This window comes from Nitrospina watsonii (genome assembly GCF_946900835.1).
Lineage (GTDB): Bacteria > Nitrospinota > Nitrospinia > Nitrospinales > Nitrospinaceae > Nitrospina > Nitrospina watsonii.
In genome coordinates, this window is the sequence record NZ_OX336137.1 from 138,085 (window position 1) to 154,202 (window position 16,118).

Sequence of the window (16,118 nt, forward strand, 5' to 3'; positions counted from 1 at the left end):
AGCTCGCGTCAACGCCGGTGCATCCAAAAGACTTTGAACGGTTCCAGCCAACTGCGATTCATCTGTGTTTCCAACGCGCGCACATCGGCGATGTGTTGTTGAATGGCCTTGCGTTTTTTCAACGCGCGCGGCAATCCTGCGAGCGCATCCCACTGGGCCCGGAAAATGGTGGCGGGCCCGCTGGGTTGAGTGGTCGGTGTGCGGTCTTCGCGGGATTCATTCCGGTCCGGGCGGCGCATCGTCCATATGGAGGTAACGGAAAATGGCGATCAGCGTGGACGGGTCCTGAATGTCGTTGCCGTGGATGCGCTGTTGCAGGGCATCGATCTCGAAAAATTCCATGCAGGCGTGGCCGATTTCCGTGGCCCGGTAAGGTTGTTCGACTTCGCAACCGATGCCGGCGAACAGCTGGATGCGCGCCGACAGCGTGCCTGCGTCCGGATGCAGCGACCCCAGCGGGAGGATGTTGTCTTCGGCGCAGCGCAGCCCGGTTTCCTCGAACAGTTCCCGCGCCACCGATTCCACCAGATCCTCGCCCGGTTCCACAAAGCCGCGCGGAATTTCCCACGACCAGTCCTTGATGGCATGCCGGTAAATCTTGAGCAGTGCGATTTTGCCCTCGATCACCGGCAGAATGGCGACCCCGCTGTAACCATCGGCGACGAAGCGTTTCGGCGACACGACGAGGTAGTTGGGCACATCGACTTCCTCTGCGCCGACAAGGTGGTCGAAATAAATGTTGAACCGCGTGTTTTCGGCGACCTGTTTGCGTTTTTTTAATTTGTACGGCGGGCTGTCGGTGCCAATCGATTTCATGGCGCTCCATCCTGCGTGTGCGTTGAAAAGTAGGCGGACCGAAGTGGCCTGTGAATCTATCGGTCTCGCGTTCGCGTGCACCAATCATAGGTGATCCGCAAACCATCTGCCAGCGGAACTTTGGCTTCCCAGCCCAGAGCGTGGATGCGGGAGGAATCGAGCAGGCGGCGCGGGTTGCCGTCGGGCCGCGTGATGTCGAATTCGATCTCGCCTTGCCAGCCGACCACGCGCTGGATGTGTTTTGCCAGTTGCGCGATGGAGGTCTCGACGCCAGAACCGAAATGGATGACGTCCGTCTCGTTGTAATGCTGCATCAGGAACAGGCAACCGCGGGCGAGGTCGTCCACGAAAAAAACTCGCGTTTGGGTTTGCCCGTGCCCCACAAGGTCACCTTCTTTTTGTGTTCCACTTTGGCGCGTTGTTCCGATCGTTCCGGTTCATGATACATATAAATATTCGCCAAATATAAATATCTCAAACCGGAGTCGAAGGCCCATATGCAAAAATTAGCACCATTGAACTGTCCCGGAAAGGTTTTCGGGTTACAAACCCTTTTAAGGCGAACTAAGTCTGGCGGGGTGATACCGACGACCCTTGCTGGCTAAGGATTAGAGAAGTTTTTCTATATCGGAAGGTTAGGTTATACTTGCGGCACGGTTCAGGGGCCACAAAACAACTCCGACGGTAGACAGGATGAATGTGCGCAGATTTTTCACTCTGATTGATACGCAGGCGCGGCTGGCGCTCAAGGCAGAGGCCTCCCGGCTGTATTTGAGCTACCTTTGGTGGATCATCGAGCCGCTGCTTTACGTTGCGGTATTTTATTTCGTTTTCGAGGTTCTACTTAATCGCGGAGGCGAGGAATTCCTGCTGTTCCTCCTGTGCGGAAAAATCCCGTTCCTGTGGTTTTCCAAATCCGTCATGACCGCCTCCAACAGCATCGTGCAGAACAAGGGGCTGGTCGGCCAGCTGGATCTGCCCAAAACCCTGTTCCCTTATGCTTCGGTCCAGGAGGGATTGTACAAACAGTGGGCGGTGTTTCTGGTGTTGTTCGGCGTTGCCGCCGCTTACGGCTACACTCCGCAGCTCCACTGGTTGTGGCTCCTGCCGCTGATTTTTATCGAATACATCCTGATCATGGCGTGCGCCCTGATCGGCGCCCTCTGCGTGAGTTTCGCCGGAGATTTCCGTATGCTCATCAGCATGGGCATGACGTTTCTCCTGTTCACCTCCGGTATTTTCTGGGACGTGCGCGCGCTGGGCGATCCCGCATCCATGCAGATGGTGCTGGCGTACAACCCGATGGCTTTTCTGCTCGACGCCTACCGCCAGGTGCTGATGAAGCGCGCCGTGTACGATGTGACGCATTTGATGATCCTTGCCGCGGTGTCCGGAATGCTCCTGTACCTTATGCATGGCGTGTTCGACAGAGCCAGCAAAATCATCGCCGCGCAGGTTGTGGACTCATGAGCGAATCGATGAAACCGGAAAGCGTGTTGACGGCCGCCGGCGTCTCCATGCGTTACAGGACGCGCACCGGCCTGCTGAAACGGTTCGAGCACACGGCGCTGAACAACATCTCGTTTGCGCTGGAGCGGGGCGAGACCCTGGGCGTGGTCGGGCGCAACGGCTCGGGAAAAAGTTCGCTCCTTCGCATTCTCGCGGGTATCATTGCACCGACGTCGGGGGCGATCGAATGCCCGCTTGGCGTGCGGCGCGCGTTGTTGTCGCTGGGGCTGGGGTTCCGGCCGGACCTTTCCGGACGCGACAACGCCCTGCTGGGGTCCATGCTTCAGGGCGCAGACAAGCGCGAGGCGCTGGCGTTTCTGCCGGACATCCACGAGTTTTCCGAGTTGGGCGGATTTTTCGACAAGCCCATGCGGACCTACTCCGCGGGCATGCGCGCGCGGCTGGGGTTTTCCACGGCGCTCAAGGTGAATGTCGAGATTCTGCTCATCGACGAGGTGCTGAGCGTGGGCGACGTGCATTTCCGCCACAAGGCGGAAAAGGCCATGCTGGACAAGATCCACGGACGGCAGACCGTGGTGTTCGTGTCCAACAACCCGGAGCAGGTGAACACAATCTGCGGGCGGGCGATCTGGCTGGAGGAAGGACGGATTCAGGCGGAAGGGGCGGCGGAACAGGTGACCGCCGAATACCGTCGGTTCATCAAAACGCTCGATGAGAAAACGGGATTGTGAAAATAATGCTGAATAAACCGAGTCCTGTGAAATTTCTTCGTTTTGTATAGAGGAATTTACCATGCCGATTCATACGCGGCCTGGCCAACGATAAGCTGTGGCTGGAGTTGTATTTCAGGATAGAGTGACGAAGTAGGTGCGCTCCGGGCGGAAATATCATGCTCACAGCCTTGGGAATCCGAATGGAAACGCGTAAGCCTTATGGCGGATAAATAGAGGACGGTAAATCGGGGTAATCAATGAAAAAAAAGAAAACCTTGAAGCAACTCTATTCAACTCATGAGGGCAAGGTGTCTGATAAGTGGTCCAGCTATCTTGCTGAGTATGAGCGGATTTTTTTGGAATATCGAGACAAGCCCATCCGGTTGTTGGAAATTGGCGTGCAAAACGGTGGTTCTCTCGAAATTTGGTCTGGTTACTTCTCACAAGCTCGGAAATTTGTGGGATGCGATATCGACTCCGTTTGCGCTCACTTGAACTATGATGATTCTCGCATCGCCGTAGTGATCGGAGATATTAACTCCAATAAGACGGAAGCCGAGATTCGAAAACACGCGCAGAACTTCGACATCATCATTGACGACGGATCCCATCAATCGAGTGATATCGTGAAGTCATTTGTCCGCTACTTTCCTTGCTTGGCGGATGGCGGTGTTTTTGTCGCAGAAGATTTGCATTGCAGTTATTGGCAGGAATTTGAGGGCGGTCTTTACAGTCCGTATTCTGCGATCACTTTTTTCAAACGCCTCGCCGACATCACAAACTACGAGCATTGGGGTATTGATAAAGCCCGAACGGCTGTCCTGTCAGGGTTTATATCGAAGTATGGCTTACACCTGTCCGAAGAAACCCTTCAAAATGTTCACTCCGTTCAATTCATCAATTCATTGTGCGTGATTCGCAAGGACAAGCCTGTGCGCAACAGGCTCAGCCGCCGGGTTATCGCGGGTTCGGTGGCAACAGTCAAGCCGGAAGCCTTGGGGTGGCATTCTCGTCCAGTCCCGTTGAAAGACCAATCCGGCAATGACTGGGCGGCGCGCAGTATGCCTCCCGAAGAAGAGCTTGTGTTTCGTATCAAGGAAATTGACGAGGTGCGTCGCGAACAAGAAAAAGCGGTTGAGAAACACCAGGCCCGCATTGATGATCTGGAAAAACGCTTAAAAGCGCGGGATGTTGAAATCAAGGAGAAGGAGACAGCCAATTCTCATCTGAAAGCCGAGTTGCGGGCGGACCGTACCGTGATCGAAGAATTCACTGCACGGCTTCGTGAGCAGGCTGGCAGAATCGGCGAATTCGAGGAGACGGCCGCCAGCCTGAAATCCCAATTGGAGATACGCCGCACCGAGGCGGGAAAGCTGGCCGAAACACTCCGCGAACGGGAATCCAAAATTCAGCAATATGAAGAAACCGTTTCCGGTTTGAACGATCAACTGGAGGCGCGCCGCACCGGGATGGAGGAATTGAGCGCCACGCTCCGCGATCGAGACGAGGCGGTTCAGGAACAGTGCGACCGCGTTGCCGATCTCGAAAACCGTTTGCAGGCCCGCAAAACGGAAGCGGAGGAATTGAAGGTTGCGCTCGAGTCGCGGGATGCCACTCTCGGGGAGTACGAAGCAACCACGTCCCGTTTGAACGATGAGTTGCAGGCACGCCGTGCGGAGATGGAGAAACTGACCGAAACGCTCCGCGAGCGGGACGACGCGGTTCAGGAGCAACGTGCTCGGGCCGAGGATCTGGAAAGCCGACTGAATGCCAGAGAGACCGAAGCGGAAGAATTGAAGTCAGCGCTGGAAAATCAGGCGGCCAAGCTTCAGGAATATAAGGAAGCGATCGCTGAGTTGTCGGCTCATCTGGAATGGCGACTGGCGGATGCCGAAAAACTGGCCGAAACCCTGCGCGAACGGAAAGCGGTTATTGAGTCGCAGAGCGGTCGCGTTGCCGAACTCGAAAACCGGTTGCAGGCCAGCGAGGCGGAATCGGAAAAGTTGGCCGAAGCGCTCCGCAAGCGGGATTTCAAGGTTCAGCAATATGAAGAAACCGTTTCCGGTTTGAACGATCAACTGGAGGCGCGCCGCACCGAGGCGCAAAAGATTTCCGCTCAACTGCGCGACGAACAGAACAAGTCTAAACAAATTTTAGCAGGTGCCGCCCGACGCATCCGCGAAATCAGCGAATACTTTTTCCATTTCGAAAACTGGCTGTCGGAAACCCTGAAGTCGAAGCGCTGGAAAGCGGGCAACCTGATGGGCAACGCCTTTTCCCGCTATACCCCGGATGCACTGAAGCCGGCCGTCCTCGGCACCGCCAAGTTTGTTTACAAGTGGGTCGGGCCGGCGCTCGATGCGGGTCCTGAGGACTGGGAAAAAGAGCTGTCGCAAATCCGGAGCCGGGTGCTGGCTGCCGCAGAAATGACCTTCCTTGATCGAGACTTGCCGGAGGTGGTTCTCACGAGACATCGAAGCGAGCGGATACCGGCACGCGCTGCGGTCCGATCACTGTCTTCCGCGCCTTCGGCACACCCACTTGTATCGATCATCGTACTCACGCGGGATGGAAAACCCCTTCTCGATGCGATGTTTCGATCATTCTTAGCGACGAACAGTTATCCGGCAATCGAGTTTGTTGTGGTTGACCACGCCTCAACCGACGGTACGGACAAATTGCTGGATCGCTGGGCTCGCGTGCTCCCGATCCGTGCGCTTCCCTACGAGACGAACAATTCTTTTTCCTTTTCGAATAATCGAGCTGCGGAAGTCGCGGAGGGTTCGCTTCTCCTTCTCCTTAACAACGATGTCATCTTCTCGGATGACGTAATTGGCCGCATGGTCGCCGCCCTCGAGAACGAAAACGTAGGGGCGGTGGGTCTGAAACAGTATCTGGGGAGCCCAGCTTCTTTGCTGTCGCAAGAGCCCTACCACATCGGCGTCCGGTTCAAATGGGACAGCAATGGCCGGTTCCTACGCCCCTATAATGTCAAGCGGGATGAAGCCGATGATCTCCTCTCGGTTGCACCGGCTAGCTTTCCAGCGGTCACCGGCTCGGCTCTCTTGTGTCGGCGGGCGGAGTTTCTCAGATTAGGAGGTCTGAGCGAGGAATATAGTTACGGGTTTGAGGACATTGACTTCTGTTGCAAAATCCGCTTCGTCTTGCAAAAAGAAATCGTGAGCCTTAACGATGTATTTATCTATCATAATGAAAGCACGACTCGAGCGATGGACAGCAGGCAGGTAAAATTGGTCCGAGCATCGAACAACGTCGAAAAGCTAAAGGTACGCTTTGGTTCTATCCTTAGCAGGGAATATCGTGAAAAAGCGGTGTTCGACGATGGGTCTGTGACTGGCCGTAGGTTCACAGTGGGTATCGCCGTGACAACGACGGACACGGCACACGGAGCCGGCGATCTCTTCACGGCGTTGGGCCTCGGACGCGCGTTGCAGAAAAAGCATAACTGGACCGTCCACTACCTTGCTAAGGACCAATGGTATGACGTGCGCGATATCGATCTCTACATTGCTATGCGGGACGATATCGATATCCGCAAGCTCGTCAATGTAAGCCCTCATCTGATTAAGATCGCTTGGCTCAGGAACTGGTTCGACCGATGGGTCGAACGGCCGTGGCTTCAAGCGTTCGATATGCACCTTAGCTCTTCTCAGAAGGGGGCGGACTTCATCAAAGAGCGGGTGGGATTAGATTGCGAGATTTTTCCAATCGGAGTAGCGCTCGACCTCTTCAACTTGGGGCCGTCGCTATTCGATTACGAAAATGACTATGTCTTTACAGGAAATTACTGGAATGCGCCTGTTCCCCGTGAGATCGAGGCATTTGATCCGCAAATGCTATCGCACAAATTTGCCGTTTACGGTAAGAATTGGGACGAGCACAAGGTGTTTGCTCCCTACCATCGTGGTTTTGTCAATTATGTAGATTTGTCGAAAGTCTACAACTCCACGAAGATAACAGTCGACGATACTGTAACTCATGTTACCAAAAGGTGGGGTAGCCTTAACAGTCGCGTCTTCGAGGCGCTGGCTGCTGGCAGCTTGGTCCTGACGAATAATGCGATTGGGTCCGCAGAACTCTTTGAGGGGCGTCTTCCGGTATGGAATGACGTAACCGAACTGACTCAGCTTATCGATTTTTACCTCCGCAATCCGGAGAAGCGAGATGCCCTCATGCGCTCGCTGAGGGAACAGGTGCTTGCCGAACATTCCTACGAGCGAAGGGCGAACAAGCTGATCGACTTGATCGCCCACGAAACACGCAGAACACGAATCGCAATCAAATGCCCAGTGCCGCATGAGAAGGAAGCCGCCTTTTGGGGTGACTACCATCTGGCAAAGTCACTGGCCAAGGCACTGCGGAAATTTGGCCACCGGGTCCGTATCGACTTGCTCCCAGAATGGACGGCAACTCAGTCGCTCGCCGACGACGTGACGATCGTTTTCCGAGGTCGCAGCGCCTATGCGCCGTCGAGCCATCAGGTCAACATTTGCTGGTTAATCAGTCACCCGGACGAGGTTCTTGACGAGGAACTGGAGCAATACGACCATGTGTTCGTCGCCTCACTCAGCTACGCCAAAAAGTTAGCAACACGAATTGGGACGCCGGTTACGCCGCTACTGCAGTGTTCCGACCCCGACGTTTTCCATCCACCAGCGGCCCCGCAGCCGGACATTCCAGACCTGCTTTTTGTTGGTAATTCGCGCCGGCAGAGGCGTAAGGTCGTTTATGATGCGCTGGCTGAGAACCTTCCGATAGCTGTCTATGGCCGCGACTGGGAAGAGTTAATAGACAGCAGTGTGGTGCGTGGTCAGCACATCAACAACGAGGAACTCCATACCTACTACGGTTCAGCAAGGATCGTGCTAAATGACCACTGGCCGGATATGGCCGAAAACGGATTTATCTCCAACCGCATCTTCGATGTCGCCCTTTCTGGCGGCTTCGTGATCTCGGACGAATTCACTGGGTCCGAGCTGTTTGGTGACGCCATCGTGACCTATGACAAAGCTTCGCAACTTCGTAAACTCTGTGAGGAATGGCTCACTGACGACCAACGCCGCGTCGCAATCGCTGCGCGCCTTCGTGAAATCGTGCTCGCTGAGCATACTGTGGATCACCGTGCCGTCGTCTTCAACGACGCAATCGAACATCTAGCCGCGAGCCGGCGTATGACGCCTGTTGACGAGCCCTTGACCGGGAAAATCCCTGTCAACACAACTCACGACTAGCGCCCCTCATGCCCGTGTTTTTATGGGCATCGCGGGAAAGCGCAGTTTTGCAGGCCGGAAGCGGGCGGGGTATGAGCTTGCTTAAGTTTAAAGCCCGTATGTATAATTGAACACCTGTTTCTTTTCACGGGTTTTTAATCTCGATCCGGATAATCAACCCAAGCCTTTCGTTACCGATTTATGTTTGAAGAAAAAATCAAAAACAGGCAGGCCCGGATCGGCGTTGTCGGCCTGGGATATGTGGGGCTCCCCGTCCTTTTGGCGTTCGGCAAAAACGGCTTTCCCGTCCTGGGTCTGGATGTGGATGCAGATAAAGTGGAGCAATTGAACTGCGGCCGAAGTTACATCCATCACATACCGGAGGAAGCAGTCCGCTCCTTGCTGGAGACGGGCCGGTTTCAGACGACGACGGATTTCTCCCGCGCCTCGGGGCTGGATGCGGTCCTGATCTGTGTTCCGACGCCCTTGACCCAGCACAGAGAGCCGGACATGCGCTATATTGTGGCGACGGCGCGCGCGCTTTCCCCCCACCTGGTCGCCAATCAGTTGATCGTCCTCGAATCCACCACCTACCCGGGAACGACGCGTGATGTCCTGATTCCGGAACTGGAATCGCAGACGGTTTTGCGCGCGAACCGGGATTTCTGGGTGGCCTATTCGCCGGAACGGGAAGATCCCAATAACCGTGAGTTCAGCGTGAGCAATGTTCCCAAGGTGATCGGCGCGGATCATCCCACCGGCTTGCAGTGGACGGAATCGCTTTACGGTGCGATCACGCAAACCACCGTCCCCATCGGCGATACGCGGGTGGCGGAAGCGGCCAAGTTGATGGAAAACGTGTTCCGGTCGGTCAACATCGCCCTTGTTAATGAGTTGAAGGTGATCTTCGACCGCATGGGCATCGACATCTGGCAGGTGATCGATGTGGCGAAAACCAAGCCTTTCGGCTACATGCCGTTTTTTCCGGGCCCGGGGCTGGGCGGGCACTGCATCCCTATCGATCCTTTTTACCTGAGCTGGAAAGCGAAGGAATACGGCATCGTCACACGCTTCATCGAACTGGCCGGGGAGATCAACGTTTCCATGCCTAATTATGTGATGGAGAAAATTCAATCCGCGTTGAACCGGCAATCGAAGAGCGTCCGCGGAAGTTGTATTTTTATTCTGGGAGTGGCCTACAAAAAGGATGTGGATGACGACCGGGAGTCGGTGAGTTTTAAGATCATGGAAACAATCGAGGCGCAGGGCGGCTCCGCGGATTTTCACGATCCCTACATTGCGGTGATCGGCGACAAGAAAGAGTATCCCCACTTCACCGGCAAACAGAGAGCCCCGCTCGAGGACATGGGGCGGTACGATCTAACGGTGATTCTCACCGACCACTCCGCGTATGACTACGATTTCATCGTGAAGGAATCCCGCATGGTGGTCGACACCCGCAATGCATGCAGGCACATCCAATCCGACAAAATCATAAAGGCCTGAGACGCGCATGCATTCCGGCACCCCGTCATGAATGAACCCGACGCCACGGCGGTCATTATCGTCAACTACAACAGCGGGGCGTATCTGAAAGCCTGCCTGGAAGCCCTGAGCGCCCAATCACGGCCTCCGGACCGTGTCGTGGTGGTGGAGACAACGCCAGCGCCGACCATTCCCTGCAAACCGCTATGGAGGCTTTCCCCAACGCGGAGTGGATCTGCCTGGACACCAACACCGGCTTCGCCGCCGCCAACAACCGCGCCGTCCGCCACACCGCCGACTGCCGCTGGGTGGCCCTGCTCAACCCGGACACGGTCCCGGACCCGGACTGGCTCGCCGCCCTGCACCGCGCCGCGGACTCGCATCCCGAATACACCTTCTTCGCCAGCCGCCTCGTGCAGTACGACGATCCGCAGAAACTCGACGGCACCGGCGACGTCCTGCACGTCAGCGGGTTCGCATGGCGCCGCGACCACGGCCACCCCACCCTGCACCGTCCGCGCGCCACCGGCGAGGTGTTTGCCGCCTGCGCCGCCGCGGCGATGTACGATCGGCAAGCCTTCCTCGACGCTGGAGCATTCGACGAGGATTACTTCGCGTATCACGAGGACGTGGATCTGGCGTTCCGCCTGCGCCTGCGCGGGCACCGGTGCCTGTACGCCGCGGACGCCACCGTGGCGCACGCCGGGTGGGGAAGCACCGCCAAAGACAGCGCGTTTTCCACCTACCATGGCCATCGCAACATGGTGTGGACGTTTTTTAAAAACATGCCCGCGCCTCTGCTCTGGAAATACCTGCCGTCCCATCTCTTCTACAATGCCCTCATTGTGGTATGGTTCATGCTGAAAGGCCGGGGCGGCTTGATTTGCAAAGCCAAGTGGCATGCATTGCGCGGACTGCCGCGTGCATTGCGCCAACGCCGGGCCATCCAGCGCGCCGTCTGCATTTCGCAGGAACAGATTGCGGACGGGTTGTGCAAAACGTTCCTGGCCCCCGCCAACCGGTTCCGCAAAAATCAATGAAGGCGCTGTTGCAAACGCGGCTTCACTCCGTGTTCACTCGTGGAGATATATGAAAACGAAACCATTCGCATTGTTGATAGCAGGGTGGGTGCTGGCCTTCCCGGCCGCTTCCTGGGGTGCTGATGAAGTGCTTTTCGAATTCGAGCCCAACGAGCCGGGAACGTATATCTCGGTGTCAGGCGGGCTCTCCCTTCATGCCGATTCGAATGTGGATCAGTCGACCGCCACGCTGGGAGTTTTGGAGTTCGGCACCGGTTCCCTGTTCGGCGGCGCGGTGGGGTATCAGTTCGAAAACCCGTTCCGCATCGAAGCGGAATTTCTGCATCGCGGTTATGACGCGGACCGGGTTGAAGCGTCGGGTTCCGCTTCTCCGGCGGACGGGGAAGTGTCCATCCTCAGTTTCATGATGAACGGCTATCACGATCTGCCGCAGGGAAAATGGAACCCGTACCTCGGCCTCGGTTTTGGCGTAGCGGAGGTTTCCTGGGACGAGGTCGCCAGCCCGCTGACGCCGGTAATCGATCACAGTGACTATGTCTTCGCCGTGCAGGCGATGGCGGGCATCGGTTACGAGATCACACCGTCGCTGACGGCCACCGCCGGGTACCGCGTGTTCGGCACCTCCGACCCGAAGTTCACCGCGCGCAACGGAGCGGTCGTTACAGGCGAGGTCATCGTCAATGAGTTTGTGCTGGGACTCCGGTATCGGTTTTGACTTACGCGGGACACACCGCGCATTGTTAAAGCCTGCGCCGCATCATTCCGGTTTCGGTTTCAACCGCCACAGCCCCATCTTCCCGTATCGCCGAACCGGTTCCAACTGCGCCATCTCCGGTGGCGGCAGGCGATTGACCACGGTGTGCAGTCCGATGAAGAAATGCCGCGCGCGGTGTTCATCGCCGAACAACCCGCTGACTTGTTCGATGCGTTTCGTTTGCCCGCGCAGATAATACTCGGCGGAATGGATGCGTTCACCGAAACACCAGAGGCGGCACGTTGCATCCGGGCAGAGCGATTTGAACTGCTCGACGAACGGCTTGTACGTCACCTGCGACACCCACTTCGGATTCTGCAGAGCGAATCCCCCGGCGATGAACACCGCGCCCAGAAAAACAGCCGCGGTCGTCATCACTTTGGGCAGTGGGTCCGGCGCGGACGATTCCGCGTTCCGCGAACCTTTGAGCGTCATCGCGAGCAGGATCGCGGCGGGCGGCACAGCGGGCAGGGAGTAGGTCCAGATGATGTTGCGCGCGAACGTCAAAAGCACCGCCGGCGCCAGCACCCAGCACAGCAGGAAGAGCACGAGTTCGCGGCGTGTTCCGTCATTTTCAGAGTCCATCCAGTCCAGCCCGCGGCGTTTGATAAACAGGTAAGCCGGAACCAGCACGCTCCATGGCGCGAGGCCGATCAGATAAAACACCCAGATCATGCCGAACGGCTGGCCGCGCGCCCAGCCGTAGCGGTCGCCTTCCCATCCCGGCTCAAAAAACCGGCTGAAATGTTCGCCGATAAGAAAGTAGTGGAGGAAGCCCGGCGTTTTCAGTTCCGCCGCGACGTACCACGGCACGGCGATGACGGCGGCGAGGGCGAGCCCACTCACCCACGGCAGGCGCGCCAAAAACGGTTTCCATTTTTTAGTGAGCGTCAGCCACACCGCAATCGGCAGTCCGCCCACCGCGAGGATCATCAGTCCTTTGGTCAGCAGGCCCGCGCCCAGCGCGGCGAACATCCAGAGTCCGTGCCGAACGTCGCCGTCGCGGCTGAACCGCCAGCAGGCGCTCATCATGATGAACAGCGCGAGCAGGAGCACCAGGTCGGTCATCACCGCGCCCGCCGACACCAGAAACACGGCGCTGGTGGCGAGCAGAACGGTGGCGAGGTGCGCGGTGGGGGCGTCTTCGCATTCCTCCACGAAGCGCCAGAATAGGAAAAGCAGAACGGCGGCGATTAAAAGGATCGGCGCGCGGGGACCGAACTCGCCTGCGCCGAACAGCGCAATGCCTCCCGCCGACAACCAGAAGGCGAGCGGCGGTTTGCCCCAGAACGGCACGCCGTCATCGAACTGCGGGACGGTCCAATGGCCGTCCGCAAGCATCTTGCGCGCGATCTCCGCATAGCGCGCTTCCGTGTCGTCCATGATTGGCACGACCACGGCGGCCAGGGCGCGCAGGAGGAGGACGGCGATCACAAACCCCGCCGCATACCGGGAAGCGTTGTTCACGCGGCGGGTATTCGGGACGGAAGACATCATTCGGTATCAGGTTCCCTTCTGCGCGGAAACAGGTCGTGGCGGCGGCTGACGAGCCGGTCGAGGAACAGTTTGCCGTCTAGGTGATCCATCTCGTGCTGCGCGGCGCGGGCTTCATAGCCTTCCATGTGGTAAATGCGTTCGGCTCCGGACTCATCGAGGGCGCGGATCGATGTTTTTTTGGCGCGCACGACGTTGCCGATGAAATCCGGGACCGACAGGCAACCTTCGCGGCCTTTGGTCTTGCCCGACTGCTCGACGATTTCGGGATTGATCAGCACCACGCGGCCGTGGTGCGGGATATTGGGTTTCATCGAGACGTCGATCAGGACGATGCGCTCCAGCCGCCCCACCTGTGGCGCGGCAATGCCGGCGGAGGGCGGACCGCACCGCATGGTTTCCTCCAGGTCGCGGATGAAGGCGCGCACGGCGTCGGTGACTTTCGCGACGGGCTGCGACACCTGTTTCAAAAGCGGATGGGGATAGGTGAGAACCGGAAGAACCGCCATCGTCACCCCATCAGCGTGTCGATCGGGGACAAATGAGTTTCCACCTGTTGCGCGCGCGCAAGCTGGGTGCAGGCTTCTTCCAGTGGCGGCAGGCCCTGTTCCGCCACGCCTTCGATGTGCATGATGAAAATGGGTTGCTCTTCGGTGCCGCCGACGTCGGTTTCCAGATTCAGGATGTTGAGGCCTGCCTTCGCCAGTGCGCCGGTGGCGGTGGCGACGATGCCGGCGCGGTCCGCGCCATAGATGCTGATTCTGACGTCCGGCTCGATGTGACGATGCAGGTCGGCATCGATGGCATCGAGGTGCACCATCAGGTTCCACGGCTGCACAGCGATTGCCAGCAGGCGTTCCAGTTCGTTGAGCGGGTGCGGACTTTTTACCATCAGCATCATGGAAAAGTTCCCGCCGAGACGCGTCATGGTGGCTTCGCCGATGTTGCAGTCCCTTTCATACAGAGTCTTGCTGACGGCGGCGACGATACCCGGTGCATCACGCCCCACCAGCGTGAGCATGAACCAGTCTGTCATGGGTTCCCCTTCTTTGTTTGGCAGCGTTCATAGAACAGGGTGCGTGCCACGTTTCACCACGCCTTGATAAAGAACACGATGTTCACGATCAGCAGGCCGCCGATCAACACGTATTGGTTGGTGGCAAGGTGGCGGATGCACAATCGCTCTCCCTTGCGCGCGCATTCAAGGTGTACCAGCGTCGCAATCATCAGACACACGTTCAACATCAGAAACAGCACAAACAGCGGTGTGAAAAAGGGAATGCGGTCGATGTTGCGGATGTAGATCAACGTCACCAGGTCAAAGTATAACGTCAGGCCGAACAGGATGGAAATGGACTGCCTTACCGTGAACCCCAGCTTAACCAGACGATGGTGCAGATGGTCGGTATCGCGGGCGAATGGACTCACGCCTTTGAAGATGCGACGGAAAAAGGCAAACACGGTGTCGCTGATGGGCACCAGCAGCATGGATAGGGGAAGGATTAAATACACCTCATCCTGAAACCCCCGTGTCCAGGCGCTGACAAAGATCAGGGAAACCAGCAGGCCAAGCGGCAGGCTCCCGGTATTGCCGAGGTAGATTCTGGCAGGAGGAAAATTGAAAAACAGAAACCCGAGCACGCTGCCCGCCAGCAGGGTGGCCAGCAGCGAGGCTTCGTAAATTTCCCGGTTCCAGAAGATCATGGCCGCAAACCCACAGGTGATGAATGCCAGTCCGCCGGACAATCCGTCCTGCCCATCGACGAGGTTGAAGCCGTTGGTGATGCCTGCGATCCACAGCAGCGACCACGCCGCGCCCAGCCACGCCCAGTTGAAATCGCCGATCTGGTTGGCGGTCAAGCCGTTGAACACCAGAAACAGGGCGATGACGAGCTGCATCATCAGCTTGAAGCGGGCCTTGAGATTGACCAGATCGTCCACGAATCCGAGCAGGATCATGGCCAGCACGCCCACCGTCACCAACAAAAATGAAATCAGATAAAAGATGTGAATCCAGCCCAGATAAAAACTTCCCCACAACACGATGAGGAACGAAGCCACGACGGCGAGGCCGCCAAACGGACTGACTTCTTCGTCTTCTTTGTGTGAACGCGAGTGGTGCAGCAGGAACTGTGCGAGGGGATGTGAGCCTTTTAAAAAATAAGCCAGCCAGGCGGTGAAGGACAGGGACAGGGCCAACGTGGCGGCAAACGCCAGAATATGGGTCTCAAGCGAGATGGGAAAGTTGATCGACATCACTTCCACCCATTGAGGATCAACTGCGCCAGGCAACGCAGTCCGATGAGCAGTCCAATCAACCCGCCAGCAATCGGGTTGGGGCGCATGTGTTTGTTCCAGTAATGTATCATGCCGCGGTGGCGTTTGACGATCACCATCGCCGGCAGACGCCGGTTGCTGGACCCGATGTCATGCGTGATGACCGCCTCCGGGTGGTACACGACCCGGCGCCCCGATTTCCAAATAATCTGGCACAGGTCCACATCTTCGCTGAACAGAAAATAGTGTTCATCGAACCCGCCCAGTTCCAAGAACAACTGGCGCGACATCATCATGCAACAGCCGGACACCCAGTCCACGTCACGCGTCTCATTGTGATCGAAGTCCTGCATCAGGTAATCGCGTGTGAACCGGTTGCCGGGGAACCCGCGGCTGAGCAGCGAGCGGCGATTGAACAGCCCCGTCCACAATCGGGGAAAGCGCCGGCAGGACGCCTGGATCGAGCCATCCGGGTTCAACACCTTCGGCGCAACAAGGCCGATATCCGGGTGCGTTTTCAGGTGCCGCGCCAATGCAGCCATGGCTCCGGCATGCACCACCGTATCCGGATTCAGAAACACCAGTGTGTCGCCTGTTGCCTCCCGCGCAGCCTGGTTGCTGGCACAGGCGAAGCCGACATTGCGCGGGTTGGTGGTGACTCGGATATCCGAAAAACGGTTTTGGAATTCTCCTAAGTTTTCATGACGTGCGTTGTTCACCACGCGGATTTCAAATGGCGCACAATCCACCGTGTCCTGAATGGACTGAACACATTTGCCTAAACAGTGGCCGTGGTTGTAGGTTAGAATGATGAACGTTAAAATCATGTCTCCTTCGC

The 16,118-nt window shown here is 57.3% G+C and carries 15 protein-coding genes; 6 read left to right on the forward strand and 9 right to left on the reverse strand.

What is annotated here, in order from left to right; translation table 11 throughout:
* Positions 1 to 8: 8 nt before the first annotated feature.
* The 4 genes from QML71_RS00615 to QML71_RS00630 are packed head-to-tail and all read right to left on the reverse strand — an operon-like array spanning position 9 to position 1,264.
* On the reverse strand, positions 9 to 239 hold the full coding sequence (locus tag QML71_RS00615) for a hypothetical protein (protein ID WP_282009957.1): 231 nt from the start codon (positions 237 to 239) through the stop codon (positions 9 to 11).
* Positions 217 to 816 (reverse strand): NUDIX hydrolase, encoded by a 600-nt coding sequence (locus QML71_RS00620; protein WP_282009958.1) that lies wholly within the window; start codon positions 814 to 816, stop codon positions 217 to 219. Before QML71_RS00620 ends, QML71_RS00615 begins: the two co-directional genes overlap by 23 nt.
* 56 nt (positions 817 to 872) lie before the next feature.
* Positions 873 to 1,163, reverse strand: a complete 291-nt coding sequence (locus QML71_RS00625; RefSeq protein ID WP_282009959.1) for a Rossmann-fold NAD(P)-binding domain-containing protein — start codon at positions 1,161 to 1,163, stop codon at positions 873 to 875.
* A complete protein-coding gene (locus tag QML71_RS00630) occupies positions 1,130 to 1,264 on the reverse strand; it encodes a hypothetical protein (RefSeq protein ID WP_282009960.1) in 135 nt (44 codons plus the stop codon). The genes QML71_RS00625 and QML71_RS00630 overlap by 34 nt, the downstream gene beginning before the upstream one ends.
* A 245-nt stretch (positions 1,265 to 1,509) precedes the next feature.
* On the opposite strand from QML71_RS00630, the gene QML71_RS00635 reads away from it, so the two are divergent.
* The 6 genes from QML71_RS00635 (at position 1,510) to QML71_RS00660 (ending at position 11,470) form a co-directional block, all read left to right on the forward strand.
* Entirely contained in the window at positions 1,510 to 2,286 is a 777-nt protein-coding gene (locus QML71_RS00635; RefSeq protein ID WP_282009961.1) for an ABC transporter permease, read from the forward strand.
* A complete protein-coding gene (locus QML71_RS00640) occupies positions 2,283 to 3,017 on the forward strand; it encodes an ABC transporter ATP-binding protein (protein ID WP_282009962.1) in 735 nt (244 codons plus the stop codon). Before QML71_RS00635 ends, QML71_RS00640 begins: the two co-directional genes overlap by 4 nt.
* A gap of 239 nt (positions 3,018 to 3,256) precedes the next feature.
* Complete coding sequence (locus tag QML71_RS00645; protein ID WP_282009963.1) at positions 3,257 to 8,251, forward strand: glycosyltransferase family protein; 4,995 nt, start codon at positions 3,257 to 3,259, stop codon at positions 8,249 to 8,251.
* A 180-nt stretch (positions 8,252 to 8,431) separates the two neighbouring features.
* Positions 8,432 to 9,736 (forward strand): nucleotide sugar dehydrogenase, encoded by a 1,305-nt coding sequence (locus tag QML71_RS00650; RefSeq protein ID WP_282009964.1) that lies wholly within the window; start codon positions 8,432 to 8,434, stop codon positions 9,734 to 9,736.
* A gap of 116 nt (positions 9,737 to 9,852) precedes the next feature.
* Positions 9,853 to 10,755, forward strand: a complete 903-nt coding sequence (locus QML71_RS00655) for a glycosyltransferase family 2 protein (RefSeq protein ID WP_282012567.1) — start codon at positions 9,853 to 9,855, stop codon at positions 10,753 to 10,755.
* 49 nt (positions 10,756 to 10,804) lie between these two features.
* Positions 10,805 to 11,470 (forward strand): outer membrane protein, encoded by a 666-nt coding sequence (locus QML71_RS00660; protein ID WP_282009965.1) that lies wholly within the window; start codon positions 10,805 to 10,807, stop codon positions 11,468 to 11,470.
* Positions 11,471 to 11,512: 42 nt separating this feature from the next.
* Here the strand turns inward: QML71_RS00660 and QML71_RS00665 are convergent, their stop codons facing one another.
* Genes QML71_RS00665 through QML71_RS00685 form a run of 5 tightly spaced genes read right to left on the reverse strand, consistent with a single transcriptional unit; the run spans position 11,513 to position 16,107 of the window.
* Positions 11,513 to 13,006, reverse strand: coding sequence for an ArnT family glycosyltransferase (locus tag QML71_RS00665; RefSeq protein WP_282009966.1), 1,494 nt, complete (start codon positions 13,004 to 13,006; stop codon positions 11,513 to 11,515).
* The gene (gene def / locus QML71_RS00670; protein WP_282009967.1) at positions 13,003 to 13,512 is read right to left on the reverse strand and encodes a peptide deformylase; all 510 of its coding nucleotides are present in this window, start codon (positions 13,510 to 13,512) and stop codon (positions 13,003 to 13,005) included. Before def ends, QML71_RS00665 begins: the two co-directional genes overlap by 4 nt.
* A 2-nt stretch (positions 13,513 to 13,514) precedes the next feature.
* Positions 13,515 to 14,039, reverse strand: a complete 525-nt coding sequence (locus QML71_RS00675) for a glycine cleavage system transcriptional repressor (protein WP_282009968.1) — start codon at positions 14,037 to 14,039, stop codon at positions 13,515 to 13,517.
* A 53-nt stretch (positions 14,040 to 14,092) separates the two neighbouring features.
* Positions 14,093 to 15,259, reverse strand: a complete 1,167-nt coding sequence (locus QML71_RS00680) for an MraY family glycosyltransferase (protein ID WP_282009969.1) — start codon at positions 15,257 to 15,259, stop codon at positions 14,093 to 14,095.
* A complete protein-coding gene (locus QML71_RS00685; RefSeq protein WP_282009970.1) occupies positions 15,259 to 16,107 on the reverse strand; it encodes a glycosyltransferase family 2 protein in 849 nt (282 codons plus the stop codon). Before QML71_RS00685 ends, QML71_RS00680 begins: the two co-directional genes overlap by 1 nt.
* Positions 16,108 to 16,118 lie beyond the last annotated feature (11 nt).